The organism is Olleya sp. Hel_I_94, assembly GCF_007827365.1.
In the GTDB taxonomy this organism is placed as follows: domain Bacteria; phylum Bacteroidota; class Bacteroidia; order Flavobacteriales; family Flavobacteriaceae; genus Olleya.
The window spans coordinates 158567-173094 of sequence record NZ_VISI01000001.1 but is presented as its reverse complement, the minus strand read 5'-3'; the positions used below and the strand labels follow the sequence as shown (position 1 = coordinate 173094).

The following is a 14528-nucleotide window of genomic DNA, read 5'->3' as shown; positions in this document are numbered from 1 at the left end:
TAATCTAGTTTTTTTCGACTTGCCTTTTAATTTTCTTAATAGCAGTTTCAATAGATTTTTCAGGCTCTATAATATTATATTCACCCCAAAAATCGGGATCTCTAAAGCCGGAAACTTGGTCTTGTAAAATACTATTTTGTTTAAGTTTTTTAGACTGTGTATTGGTTAATAAATTCTTATTAATATTCCAATCTGTTATAGCCATTTCACTTTGTAATGTATATCTACTATTAAACCATCGGTTATCCCAATTAACTTTAAAAGAGATTAATATATTGCTATAAGCAAAATACCATTTGCCATCTTTTGTTCTATAATTAACCTTGTAAGCAGCTTCAGTTGGATATACATTAGCTTTTCTTGGTTTTTTTCTAACAAATAATTTGGTAGCTTCGGTTTGATTTTCAACATTTAAATTAAAAACAGCACTAGTTAAAGCATAATTATTAGCGTCAATAAAAAGTGTGCCATAATACAAAGGTCTATAAACATTTTCTTTTTGTTTAAAATTTACAACATAAACTAATTGATTATCAACCTGAGTAGATCTACCAAAAGTAAACGTGTAGTCACTCAGGGTTTCATCATTAAAAATGTATTCAGGATACTTAATAATGTCAGTGTGTAAACTGCTAAACGGACCTCCTTGAATTTTAAGTGCTATGGTATCTAACCTTGAGTAATCCGTGTTTTTTCTAGCCTTTATTAAAGTAACATCGTCATTTTTGCTAGAGTTATAAGACGATTTATTAATGCTAACAATGGCTTCAGACAATGATGCATTTCTGTTACGTTTTTTAATAGTTTCTCTATAAAAACCTGTCATAAACACAGTTTCAGTAGCATAGTTGTCTCCTTTTAGGTTTAGTACTTTTTTTACTAATTCTTCTGCATCTTTAGGTGCTGCAATATCTATAGCAGCCAATACTGTAGCTGCTTCTTGTAAATATATTTTAGTATCAGTTGGTTTAAATTCTGATAAAGCAACTTCTAATTTTTGATACCCTAAATAAGATATTGTTACATTGTTTTGTAACAGGTCTTCTGGAACCTTTAACGTAAACTCACCATCACTATTAGCTATAGTACTAACATTGGAGTTGGTAATAATTAAATCGGCTAATGCTAAAGGATTATTGGTAGTTTTATCTAAAACTATTCCTTTAAATTCGGTTATATTTTGACTAAAACCAAAAAAACAAGTTAGTAGTGTAAAATAGACTATGTAGTTTTTAATGTTTAAAGGTAGTACAGTTGATTTCACTAGTGTTGTGTTTGCAGATTATCTTATAAAGTTACTCAAATTTCAACACTTTACTCTTGGGTTTTATGTTAATTTTAAGACATACTAAAGGGCAAACTGCCTTATCTTTACAGCAGATTAATTTGTAACTATGCCAACAGACTGTATACCCTTTAAAGAAACAGGATATTTTTCTCAATTAATTTGTGATTATTTAGCTGAAGCTGAATCACTAAAACCGTTTTATAATAGGTTTCCTAATATCAAAAACTTTGAAGCTCAAATAAAACAGAAGCAAGATAATTTTTCTCAAGAAGGTAGAGTTGTCTTAGTAAAAACTTTGCAAGAGCAATATAACCTTCTGGAAACTTCAGAAGCTACAGACACTAACATTAGGTTATTAGCAGACAATAAAACCTTTACAATTACAACAGGTCATCAGCTTAATTTATTTACAGGACCATTATATTTTTTGTATAAAATTGTGTCAACAATTAATTTAACTAAGCAATTAAAAATACAATATCCAGAATATAATTTTGTGCCTATCTATTGGATGGCTTCAGAGGATCATGATTTTGAAGAAATAAATTATTTCAATTTTAAAGGTAAAAAGATACGTTGGAACAAAATTGCTTCAGGAGCAGTTGGAGATTTAGATACTACTGATTTAGATAACGTATTAGACCTTTTTGCAAAAGAGTTAGGGATTGGTCAAAATGCTAAATTTTTAAAAACACTATTTGAAAACGCATACTTAAAACATGATAATTTAGCTAAAGCTACACATTATTTAGCAAATGTATTATTTGGTGAGCATGGTTTGGTAATTATAGATGCTAATAATAAAGATTTAAAAACATTATTTATACCTCAAATTAAAACAGAGTTATTTAATAATACATCATTTCAAAAAGTTACTGAAACATCAAATCAATTAAGTCAAGTATCAGAAAACTACTCTATACAAGTAAATCCTAGAGATATAAATTTATTTTACATCACTAAAAATGTAAGAGAACGTATAGTTTTTAAAGATCAAAAATATTCTGTTTTAAACACGTCAATATCTTGGACTAAAGAAGAGTTGTCAAAACATATAGACCAGACTCCAGAATGTTTTAGTCCTAATGTAATTATGCGTCCATTGTATCAAGAAGTTATTTTGCCAAATTTATGTTACATTGGTGGAGGTGGTGAGCTAGCTTACTGGTTTCAGTTAAAAGCTAATTTTGAAGCTAATAATGTAGTTTTTCCAATATTACTTTTACGTAATTCGGTTTTAATAAAAACAAAACAGCAAGCGGATAAACTTAAAAAACTAAGCATATCTGATAAGGATTTGTTTTTAAAACGTGATAGTTTTATTAACAAAAAAGTACGAGAAATTTCTAATATTGATATTGATTTTTCTGAGCAAATTCAACATCTAAAATTACAGTTTCAACAACTTTATAAGCTTGCAGAATCAACGGATAAGTCTTTTGTTGGTGCTGTAGCTTCTCAAGAAAAAAAGCAAATTAATGGGTTGGCACATCTTGAAAAAAGATTGTTAACTGCTCAAAAAAGAAAACTTAAAGATCATGTAGAGCGTATTACCGATTTACAATACCAATTGTTTCCTAATTATAGTTTGCAAGAACGTAATACTAATTTTTCAGAATTATATTTAGAATTTGGTGCAGATTTAATACCTCAGTTAATTAAAAATTTAAAACCTTTGCAAGGTCAATTTTTAATTCTTGAATTATAAGCATGCATAAAATAGATTTAGATTTAGTTGAAATGACGCTAGACGTCATGAAATATACAATAGATCGTATTTCAAAAACTGAAGACGTCATTGGTAAACCTCAAAAAGCCGAAACTTTAAAGGCACTAGTAGGAGAAACAGTGACAGACAAAGGTATTGGTGGCGAGACTGCTTTTAACCTATGGAAGCAACACTTAATGCATGCCAATGTAAAAATTGATCATCCACGTCATTTAGCATTTGTGCCAGCATCTCCAACCAGAGCCTCTATTTTATTTGATTTGGTAACTTCAGCATCAAGTATTCATGGTGCGTATTGGATGGAAGGAGCAGGTGGTATTTTTTGCGAAAACGAAGCTATGAAGTGGATTGTATCCTTAACAGGATTACCACAAGGTGCTTTTGGTGTATTTACTAGTGGTGGTACTGCAGCAAACTTGTCTGCAATTGTTACAGCACGCGAGTATTGGAGAAGTTTAAACGATGACAACAAAAATCAAAAAGGGTTAATCATTACCTCAATTGGTGCACACTCTTCAATCAAAGCTATGGCTAAAGTGGTGGATGTGGATGTATTATTGGTAGATACAGAAGACCGTTTAAAAGGGGACGCTTTAAAGCAAACTATTGCAGACTTAACAACACACCAAAGACAACGTCTATTTGCGGTAGTTGCAACAGGAGGAACTACAAATGCAGGAATTATTGACGATTTAGAAGGTATTGCAAACATTTGCGAAACAGAACATTTATGGTTGCATGTAGATGCAGCTTATGGTGGTGGTGCGTTAGCAGCAAACTCTGTTAGGCACTTATTTAACGGAATTGAAAAAGCAGACAGCATTACCATTGATCCACACAAATGGATGTTTTCTCCATACGATTGTGGTGCTGTAATATATAAGCAACCAGAATTAGCTAAAAAAGCGCACGCACAGGAAGGTTCCTATTTAGATATTTTTAAAGACGAAGGAGCACATGGTTTTAATCCAACAGATTACCAAATACAACTAACACGTCGTGTACGTGGATTACCTTTATGGTTTAGTTTAGCTACTCATGGTACAGATAGGTATAAAGAAGCTGTGGAGCGTGGTTTGGAATTAGCAACCATAGCTGGACAATTAATAAAAAATATGGATCATGTAGAGCTTGTAAGAGATCCAAGCTTATCTTGTGTACTTTATAGACGCAAGGGATGGACAGCAAATGACTACAGAGATTGGACTTTTAAAAATCACGATAAAGGCTTTGCATTAGTAACACCAACCAAATGGAAAACTGGAGCTACTTTTGAAACAGTTTCTCGTTTTTGCTTTATAAATCCAGACACAACTACTCAAGATATTAAAGCGATTTTGGAGTCCATGAAATAGTATTTGTTAATTGTTAAAAAAATAGTGCAAATTTTCATAAATCATAAATAGTATTTATCAATGCAATTACTATTTTTGTGCATGCAACACGACAAAGTACTTATTTTAGATTTCGGATCGCAATACACACAACTAATTGCGCGCAGAGTTAGAGAGCTTAACATCTATTCCGAGATACACCCTTTTAACAAACCACCAAAAAACGTAGACGACTACAAAGCAGTAATACTGTCTGGTAGCCCAATGTCTGTAAGATCAAAGGATGCTTTTCATCCGGATCTGTCAGAAATTAGAGGTAAAAAGCCTATGCTAGCTGTCTGTTACGGAGCACAATATTTAGCCCATTTTTCTGGAGGTGAAGTAGCCGAATCTAATACACGCGAGTATGGTCGTGCCAACTTAAGTTTTGTAGAGGAGGATACATTTTTTAAAAATATAACAATAGGTAGTCAAGTATGGATGAGTCACAGTGACACTATCAAACACCTACCAACAAACGCAAAATTATTAGCAAGCACACACGATGTGCAAAATGCAGCTTATAAGATAGAAGGCGAGTCGACTTACGCGATTCAATTTCATCCAGAAGTTTACCACTCTAAAGATGGTAAACAATTACTAGAAAACTTTTTAGTATCAATCGCAAATGTAAATCCAGATTGGACACCAAATGCATTTGTGCAAGAAACCGTTGAGGATTTACAAGCAAAACTTGGAGACGATAAAGTTGTTCTTGGATTATCAGGAGGCGTAGACAGCTCAGTAGCTGCCATGTTATTGCACAAAGCAATAGGTAAAAACCTGTACTGCATTTTTGTAAATAACGGATTATTACGTAAAAACGAATTTTCTGATGTATTAGAACAATACAAAGGAATGGGCTTAAACGTAAAAGGTGTAGACGCTTCGGCACGCTTTTTGGATGCATTAGCAGGACTGAGTGATCCAGAAAAAAAGCGTAAAGCTATTGGTAACGCGTTTATCGAAGTTTTTGACCAAGAAGCAAACCTAATAGAAGACGTAAAATGGTTAGCACAAGGGACTATTTATCCAGACGTGATAGAAAGTGTAAGTGCAACAGGAGGACCAAGTGCAACAATAAAAAGTCATCATAATGTAGGTGGATTACCAGACTACATGAAACTTAAAATTGTAGAGCCACTTCGCGCTTTGTTTAAGGACGAAGTAAGACGTGTAGGTGCAAGTATGGGTATGGATAAAGACCTTTTAGGACGCCATCCATTTCCAGGACCAGGTCTAGCAATCAGGATTTTAGGTGATATCACTGCAGAAAAAGTACGTATATTACAAGAAGTAGATGCAGTATTTATTAACGGATTACGCGACGCAGGATTATACGATAAAGTATGGCAAGCAGGTGCTATTTTACTACCAGTAAATAGTGTAGGAGTTATGGGTGACGAGCGTACTTACGAGAAATGTGTAGCACTAAGAGCAGTAGAAAGTACTGATGGTATGACTGCAGACTGGGTAAATTTACCATACGAGTTTTTACAAAAAACAAGTAACGATATAATAAACAAAGTAAAAGGCGTTAATAGAGTAGTGTACGATATAAGCAGTAAGCCACCAGCAACTATTGAGTGGGAATAAAGAGTAATACCGTCACTTTAAGTAATTTTTTAAGCTTGATAAAATAGTATCAAAATGTTGGGCGTTACCACAAGGGTCGCGTCTTCCATTATATCTTTTTTTTGCCATATATGGCAGCAAAAAAAAGGATGCCATTACAACCGCTAACGCAGTTTGAAACGTATAAATAACATATGAGAAAATTAATATATATCTTAAGCGTAGTCGTAATGTTTGGCTGTGCTTCCGCGAAAGCGCAAAATTACAAAACGCATAAAGTAAATGCAGGAGAAACTATAGAGCAAATTGCTGCTAAATATAGTGTTACAAAATCTCAGATTTATGCATTAAATCCAGACGCTAGAAAAGAAGTAAAAGTAAATTCTGTACTTATTATTCCAAATAGTAAAGCTGCACAAACATCACCAAAATTAACAGAGGTTAAAACATTAGATGGCTTTAAAACCCACAAGGTTAAGCGTAAAGAAACACTATATAGTTTATCTAAAAAATATGATGTAGAGCAAGAGGAAATTAAAAAGCATAATCCAGAACTATATGCTAACAATTTGCGTAAAGGTGATAAAATTAAAATTCCAGTTTACAAAGTAACTAAAGCTATTGTTGAGACAAAATTAGCGACAAAAACACATACTGTTAATCCAAAAGAAGGAAAATGGCGTATAGCTTACCAATACGGTATAACAGTACAAGAGTTAGAAGATTTAAATCCTGATATGTCAGCTGTTTTACAACCAGGAGAAGTTATAAATGTTCCTAATCTAGAAGCTGAAGAAGTAAAAACAATAGATGAAAAATACAGTTATTACACAGTTTTAAAATCTGAAGGATTTTATAGACTAAAACTTAAAACCGGATTAGAACAGGAGCAATTAGAGCAATTAAATCCAGAGCTTTTAACCACAGGCTTAAAAGAAGGTATGGTTTTAAAAATACCTTTTGATGCTAATGTTAGAGCAAAAAATGAAGGTTTAGGTATCACTTTGGCAGGAGAGAAGTTGTATACATCAGATTTAACAACACGTAATTTGGATGTAAATACAAAACATATAGCAATAATGCTACCTTTTAAATTAAGTAAGGTAGATGCAGACTCAGTTTACGACGCTAAAAAGCTAATAAAAAACGATCCTTATGTTAGTACCTCTTTAGATTTTTACTCAGGAGCAAAAATGGCAATAGATAGTTTAGCAACTTTAGGAATAAATCTTAAGGTAGATATCTATGATACAGAAAATAGAGAAAGTAAAGTTGTGTCATTATTACAATCTAATAATTTTGACGATGTAGATGTAGTGATTGGACCAGTAATGCCAAAACTTTTTAATACTGCAGCAGCAACACTAAAAAGTAAAAAAATACCATTAGTATCTCCAATAACAAAAACGGTAGACTTACAAGAAAATGTGTTTCAGTCTAGACCAGACGAGGCATTGTTAAAAGAAAAACTATTAAATTATTTTAAAGCAGATAGCACATCACACTTTATAATCGTCTCTGATATGAAAAATAAAGCAACAGCAGATGCGCTTAAGGTGTCTTTCCCTAAGGCAGCAATGGTAAAATCTAGAAAAGTTGCTAAGACAGGAGCAGATGCTTATTATGTATTTGATCAGGATATGGTTAATGTGCTTAAACCAGGTAAAAATATTGTCTTTTTAGAAACTGAAAATGCAGGATTTGTATCAAATGTTTCTAGTATCTTAAATTCTAAAATTAAACCAAATATGTCTGTCGTATTAACAACTACAGATAAAAATAGTGCGTTTGAGGATGATGAGGTTAGAAGTACGCATTTGTCTAATTTAGGATTTACCTATGCGTCCATTAATAAGTCTTTTAGCGAAGACGAAAATAACAGTTTTGCAAAACGTTACAAAGCAATGTATAATGAGTCACCAAACACATACGCTGTAAGAGGATTTGATTTAACAATGGATGTTGTTTTACGTTTAGTAACTTCAGAGGATATTTATACCTCTGTAAACGAGTCACCATTGACAACTTATGTAGAAAATAAATTTGCATACAAAAAGAAATTATTTGGAGGGTATTACAACAATACAGTATACATTGTTAAATACCAAGATTTAAAAATAGTAGAAGTAAAAAATTAAAAAGTAGTCGTTTTTATAATCATGTTTAAGTACGTATTTATTTGCTTGGGGTTTTTCTTGTTACACAGTGATGTAATGGAGGAGCTGTCCTGGAGTGAAAATTATAAACTTAATTGGGATGATTTTAAAGGACAACCTAATCAGGATACAGATGCTGTTGCAGTAACAGCATCTGGTATTACTTTTAGTTACTCTATTAACAAACGTGATGATAAAGTCTATGGTTTTAAAACCTTAGTTAAAGCGTTTTTTTATCCAGAACATTCTTGGTGTAAATCAGACCAAGTAGATAAACACGTTTTAGGTCACGAGCAATTACATTTTGATATTACAGAGTTGCATGCAAGGCTATTTAGGCAACGCATCGCTGCAATTAGGCCACATGAAGATTTGGCTAAAACACTTCAAGATATGCATAATGCGATTGATAGTCAATTAGCAGAGATGCAAAACACGTACGACTTACAAAGCGAATATTCTATTAACGTCGATGGTCAAAAAAAATGGAAGGACAGTATTGCTGTGCGTCTAAAAGCTGTAAACAAGTTTAAATCTAAAGGATAATTTGCTTCAACCAGACAAAGATTTTTTAATTAAATTGGCACATACCAAAATGCCTTTTGGTAAATATAAAGACCGTTTCTTGATAGACTTACCAGAGTATTATATTGTTTGGTATCATAATAAAGGATTCCCTAAAGGAAAGCTAGGCGAAATGTTAGAAACCGTTTATACGGTTAAATTAAATGGATTGGAAGATTTAATTCGTAACATAAAAAAACAATATCCTAAATAGACTTCTTAGTAGATTTTAAGCTTATTAATAGTTTTCATTAGGCTCTATATGAATAAGCACGTGTCCTAAATTTGGTATTTGTTCTCGCAAATAGTCTTTTAAGTTGTGAGAAATGTCGTGTCCTAGTTTTACTGAAATATTACCATCCACAATAGCATGTAAATCAACATTAAACTTCATTCCAGCTTTACGTATAAAGCATTTTTCAGTACCTAAAACACCTTCCACTTTTAAGGATTGTTCTCTAATGTCAATAATTAGATCATCATAAACTTGCTCATCCATGACTTCACCTAAAGCAGGTCTTAAAATTAAATAACTATTATATAATATAAAGGCTGACGCAAATAAAGCAGCCCAATCATCAGCAGTTTCAAATCCTTTACCAAATACTATTGCTATAGAGATACCAATAAATGCCATCACTGACGTTATAGCATCACTACGATGGTGCCAAGCGTCTGCTTTTAATGATGAGCTATTGGTTTGTTTACTTTTTTTTATTACAATCTGAAACGCTATTTCTTTCCAAATAATAATCACACCTAAAACAATTAGTGTCCATGATTTAGGTGTTTTATGAGGTGTTAAAATATTATGAATACTCTCTGATGCAATAATGGTCGCAGACACAACTAAAAAGGCAACAACAGCAAAAGTGATTAAAGGTTCGATTTTTCCATGACCATAAGGATGATTATCATCTGCAGGTCGTTTTGCATATTTAAAACCAAATAATACTAATAGTGAAGCAAATATATCTGTTGTAGACTCAATAGCATCTGCGATTAATGCATAAGAGTTTCCAAAAACACCAGCAAGTCCCTTAATAAGCGCAAGCAATGTGTTTCCGATAATACTAAAGTAAGTTGTTCGTATTGCAGTTTGCTCGTTAGTCATTGTGTAGGTTTGATTTTTTAATCATTCTAAAAAATACGTAAAGTTATATTAATAACCATGTTAAAAAAGGTGTCACTAAGTAATTTGATGAAATTAAAATCTAATCAGTTGTTTTTCAAAGCCTAAGTGAACAAGCAAAGTTTAGGTTTTTTAAATAATTAATAGATGTAAGTGCTAAGTAGCTCTTTAAAAAATATAAAAAAGAGTTGTAAAAATAAAACAAGAAAGACCAACAGTTTCTACTTAAAAATCGTAAATTTGCTCGCGTTTAACAACGCAACATGACATCAGAAACTAAGTACATATTTGTAACAGGAGGAGTAACATCTTCCTTAGGAAAAGGAATTATAGCAGCATCTCTTGCTAAACTACTTCAAGCGCAAGGTTACAGAACCACAATCCAAAAATTAGACCCTTATATTAACGTAGATCCAGGTACGCTAAACCCATATGAGCATGGCGAATGTTATGTTACAGATGATGGTGCAGAAACCGATTTGGACCTTGGACATTATGAGCGTTTTTTAAACGTACCAACTAGTCAAGCTAATAATGTTACGACTGGACGTATTTATCAAAGCGTTATAAATCGTGAACGTAAAGGTGAGTTTTTAGGAAAAACAGTACAAGTTATCCCTCATATTACTGACGAAATTAAACACAGAATCCAAATCCTAGGTAATTCTGGAGATTATGATATTGTTATTACAGAAATTGGTGGAACCGTTGGAGATATTGAGTCCTTACCATACATTGAAGCAGTAAGACAATTAAAATGGGATTTAGGTGATAATAATGCATTAGTAATTCACTTAACATTAATTCCATATTTAACAGCAGCTGGAGAGTTAAAAACAAAACCAACCCAACATAGTGTAAAAACATTAATGGAAAGTGGTGTACAAGCAGATATATTAGTTTGTCGTACAGAGCATGAATTACCTTCAGATCTAAAAAGAAAATTAGCTTTATTTTGTAATGTACGCGAAGAGGCAATCATACAATCTATTGATGCATCAACAATTTATGATGTGCCAAATTTAATGCTTGAAGAAAAACTGGATCAAGTTGTACTTAAAAAATTAGCATTAAATAGTGACGTTCCTGATTTAACAACTTGGAATAAGTTTGTACAAAGACATAAAAATCCAAAATCTGAAATTACAATTGGATTAATAGGTAAATATGTAGAGTTACAAGATTCTTATAAGTCTATATTAGAAGCATTTATTCATGCTGGAGCAGAAAACGAAGTTAAAGTAAATGTAGAGTCTGTACATTCTGAGTATTTAAATGCAGACAATATTAAAATGAAGTTATCACACCTTGATGGTGTATTAGTAGCTCCAGGTTTTGGAGAGCGTGGTATAGAAGGAAAAATAACAGCAATTAAATATGTACGCGAAAACAACATTCCGTTTTTAGGAATTTGTTTAGGTATGCAAATGGCAGTTATTGAGTTTTGTCGTAACGTCATGGGATTAGCAGATGCTAACTCTACAGAAATGGATTCTAAGACTACAAATCCAGTTATTGATATTATGGAAGACCAAAAAACCATCACAGACAAAGGAGGAACAATGCGTCTTGGTGCTTGGGATTGCCATATCGAAAAAGAGTCTATAGCTTATAAAGTCTACCGATCTCAAGATATTAAAGAGCGTCACAGACATAGATATGAGTTTAATAGTAATTTTAAAACTCAAATTGAAGCTGCAGGATTAAAAGCAACTGGTTATAATCCTGATACAAAATTGGTCGAAATTGTTGAAAATCCATCTCATCCTTGGTTTGTTGGTGTGCAATACCACCCAGAATATAAAAGTACAGTAGCCAATCCACATCCTTTATTTGTGGCATTTGTAAAAGCAAGTTTAAAGCACAGTAAGAAAAAATAAGTGTCAATTTGACACCAATTTAAAAGTGGTCGTATATTTGACTAATTAATTATTCCTTGAATAAGTTAGAGGAACCAAACAATTATGGAAGAAAAAAAACTAGACGTTAAGTCGATAATAGGATTTGTATTAATTTTCGGAATCTTATTATTCATGATGTGGCAAAACCAGCCATCTCCTGAAGAGCTTAAAGCGCAAGAGGTAGAAAAGCAAGCTCAAATTGAGGCTCAGAAAAAAGTAAATGCTACAGCTCCATCAGAGACTAAAGTTACTACTGCATTAGATTTTTCTAAACCAAAGGACTCTACTCAAGTAGCAGCATTACAATCAAAAATCGGTGATTTTGCTTATTCTTTAGCGACTACAACTGCTACAGATAGTGAGGTATTGGTTGAAAGTGATTTGTTAGCATTAAAGTTTAATACAAAAGGTGGTCATTTATCAGAGGTTAAACTTAAAAACTTTGTAAACTTTGATTCTATTCCAATTTACTTAGTAAAGGATGGTAATTCGGTATTTAATATCAATTTCCAAACAACAGATAATCGTACTTTAAATACTAAAGATTTATATTTTCAGCCTACAGTTAGTAAAAGTGGAGAAAACACAGTAGTGTCCATGAAGTTAAAAACTGCAGAAGATAAATTTTTGGAGTATAATTATGTAGTTAAGCCAAACGATTATATGGTAGATTTTACCATTAAATCTCAAGGTTTAGAGTCTGCTATAAATACGTCAAATCCTATTAATTTAGATTGGACACAAAAAACAATAAGACATGACCAAAGTATTAGTTACGAGAATAGATACACACGTTTAACCTACCAAACAGATGGTGATGTAGACAAGTTATCTCAGATGGGTGACGATGATGAGGTTGAAGAGGACGTAACATGGTTATCATACAGACAACACTTTTTTAGTACTATTCTAGTGTCTGATAAAGCGTTTAAGGAAGTTTCAATTACATCTAAAAACTTAGTAGAAGACGAAGCGGTAGATTCTGTATTTACAAAACAATTTTCTACTAAAACTGCATTAGCTTTAAATGGAGCCTCAATTAACAACAATTTAAAGTTGTATTATGGACCAACAGATAGCGAGATTTTAAAAAAATACGATGATAATTTAGTGGAAAGTATCCCATTTGGATGGGGAATTTTTGGATGGATTAACAAGTTTTTATTTATTCCATTATTTAACGGATTAAGTTCGTTTTTACCTTACGGAATTGCAATTATTGTAATGACAGTACTTATTAAGTTGGCTATGTCATTTGTGCAATACAAGCAATACTTATCGCAAATGAAGCTTAAAGTTTTAAAACCAGAACTTGATGCTATCAGAGAAAAGTATAAAGACAACAAAATGAAGGCGCAACAGGAAACTATGGCACTTCAAAACAAAGCAGGAGCAAGTCCTTTAGCAGGATGTTTACCAGCATTTATTCAAATGCCAGTATTTTATGCTTTATTTATGTTTTTCCCAACTGCATTTGCTTTAAGACAGAAAAAGTTTTTATGGGCAGAAGATTTATCTTCTTATGATGTTGTTGCAGAATTACCTTTTAATATCCCATTATATGGAGATCACGTAAGTTTATTTCCAATATTAGCTGCAATCGCTATTTTCTTTTACATGAAGTTAACGACTGGTCAAAACCAAATGTCAGCGCCACAACAAGAAGGCATGCCTGATATGGCTAAGATGATGAAGTATATGATATACTTTGCTCCAATCATGATGTTAATTTTCTTTAATCAATACGCTTCAGGACTAAGTTTATACTATTTTATCTCTAATTTAATTAGTATTGGTATTTTATTGGTAATTAAGAATTTTATATTAGATGAAGATAAGATTCATGCTAATATTCAGGTTCAAAAAGCTAAGCCTAAAAAAGAAAGCAAGTTTCAGAAAAAAATGAAAGAAATGATGGAACAAGCTGAAAAACAAAAACAAATGCAACAAAAAAATAAAGGTAAATAATCTCTTTATTTAAAATTAATAAAAAAAAGCTGTCTGCTATAATTTTAGTTTGGCAGCTTTTTTGTTATAACAAATGTTTAATTTTAACGTTAAACCGGAAGGCATGGTTTCCGCGAAAGCGATATAAAGTAACGATACAATGAAAAAAACAAGTTTTTTATTATTCTGTTTATTTGTCACAAGTCTAGTGATGGCTCAAAGTTTAAATCAGTTTGACGCTAATGCACAACGTCATGGTACTTGGAAAAAGAATTTTGACAATACTAAAGTGGTTAGATATGAAGGCCAATTTGACCATGGTAAGGAAGTAGGAACATTCAAATTTTATAAAAATATAGATAATAAAGCGGTATTAACTGCGACCAAGGTTTTTAATGCAGATAATGATGTTGCTTTAGTAACCTTTTATTCTAGTAATGGAAAAAAGATAAGTGAAGGTAAAATGCGTGGTCATGATTATATTGGTAAATGGGTAATTTATCATAAAAATGTAGACCAAGTTATGACGCAAGAATTATATAATGATAAAGGTAAGCTTGAAGGAGAACGTTTGGTATTTTATTTAAATGGTCAAATAGCCGAAAAAGCATATTACATGGACGGATTATTACATGGCGAATCTAAATGGTATGCAGAAAATGGTACTATAATGAAACTAATAACTTATAACGCTAATAAGTTTGAAGGTCCTTATAAAACTTACACTAAAGATGGTGTTATAGCTGTAGAAGGTTATTACAAGGACGACGTAAAATGTTGTGTATGGAAACGTTATAAAGATGGGAAGTTAGTCGAAGAAAAAGACTTAGATAAAAAAGCAAAAAAATAAGCTTTAGTTATTA

General features: G+C 32.2%; 11 protein-coding genes. 9 read left to right on the top strand and 2 right to left on the bottom strand.

The window, feature by feature from the left end; genetic code table 11:
- Window positions 1–4 precede the first annotated feature (4 nt).
- Window positions 5–1264, bottom strand: a complete 1260-nt coding sequence (locus JM82_RS00795) for a carboxypeptidase-like regulatory domain-containing protein (RefSeq protein WP_145000335.1) — start codon at window positions 1262–1264, stop codon at window positions 5–7.
- 130 nt (window positions 1265–1394) lie between these two features.
- Here JM82_RS00795 and bshC point away from each other — a divergent pair, with 130 nt between their 5' ends.
- From bshC to JM82_RS00765, 6 genes are all read left to right on the top strand, one after another.
- Window positions 1395–2996: a bacillithiol biosynthesis cysteine-adding enzyme BshC gene (gene bshC / locus JM82_RS00790; protein ID WP_145000333.1), complete on the top strand. Its 1602-nt coding sequence runs from the start codon at window positions 1395–1397 to the stop codon at window positions 2994–2996.
- Window positions 2997–2998: 2 nt separating this feature from the next.
- A complete protein-coding gene (locus JM82_RS00785) occupies window positions 2999–4372 on the top strand; it encodes a pyridoxal phosphate-dependent decarboxylase family protein (RefSeq protein WP_145000331.1) in 1374 nt (457 codons plus the stop codon).
- A gap of 81 nt (window positions 4373–4453) precedes the next feature.
- A complete protein-coding gene (guaA, locus tag JM82_RS00780; protein ID WP_145001094.1) occupies window positions 4454–5986 on the top strand; it encodes a glutamine-hydrolyzing GMP synthase in 1533 nt (510 codons plus the stop codon).
- Window positions 5987–6159: 173 nt separating this feature from the next.
- The gene (locus JM82_RS00775; RefSeq protein WP_145000329.1) at window positions 6160–8103 is read left to right on the top strand and encodes a LysM peptidoglycan-binding domain-containing protein; all 1944 of its coding nucleotides are present in this window, start codon (window positions 6160–6162) and stop codon (window positions 8101–8103) included.
- 21 nt (window positions 8104–8124) lie between these two features.
- A complete protein-coding gene (locus JM82_RS00770; protein ID WP_261375222.1) occupies window positions 8125–8667 on the top strand; it encodes a hypothetical protein in 543 nt (180 codons plus the stop codon).
- 1 nt (window position 8668) lies between these two features.
- Complete coding sequence (locus JM82_RS00765) at window positions 8669–8899, top strand: DUF3820 family protein (RefSeq protein ID WP_145000324.1); 231 nt, start codon at window positions 8669–8671, stop codon at window positions 8897–8899.
- A gap of 24 nt (window positions 8900–8923) precedes the next feature.
- Here JM82_RS00765 and JM82_RS00760 read toward each other — a convergent pair whose 3' ends face one another.
- A complete protein-coding gene (locus JM82_RS00760) occupies window positions 8924–9799 on the bottom strand; it encodes a cation diffusion facilitator family transporter (protein WP_145000321.1) in 876 nt (291 codons plus the stop codon).
- Between the two features lie 281 nt (window positions 9800–10080).
- On the opposite strand from JM82_RS00760, the gene JM82_RS00755 reads away from it, so the two are divergent.
- The 3 genes from JM82_RS00755 to JM82_RS00745 all read left to right on the top strand — a co-directional run bounded on the left by JM82_RS00755 (window position 10081) and on the right by JM82_RS00745 (window position 14515).
- Window positions 10081–11697, top strand: coding sequence for a CTP synthase (locus JM82_RS00755; RefSeq protein WP_145000318.1), 1617 nt, complete (start codon window positions 10081–10083; stop codon window positions 11695–11697).
- Window positions 11698–11781: 84 nt separating this feature from the next.
- Window positions 11782–13686, top strand: a complete 1905-nt coding sequence (yidC, locus tag JM82_RS00750; protein WP_145000315.1) for a membrane protein insertase YidC — start codon at window positions 11782–11784, stop codon at window positions 13684–13686.
- A gap of 139 nt (window positions 13687–13825) precedes the next feature.
- The gene (locus JM82_RS00745) at window positions 13826–14515 is read left to right on the top strand and encodes a toxin-antitoxin system YwqK family antitoxin (protein WP_145000312.1); all 690 of its coding nucleotides are present in this window, start codon (window positions 13826–13828) and stop codon (window positions 14513–14515) included.
- Window positions 14516–14528 lie beyond the last annotated feature (13 nt).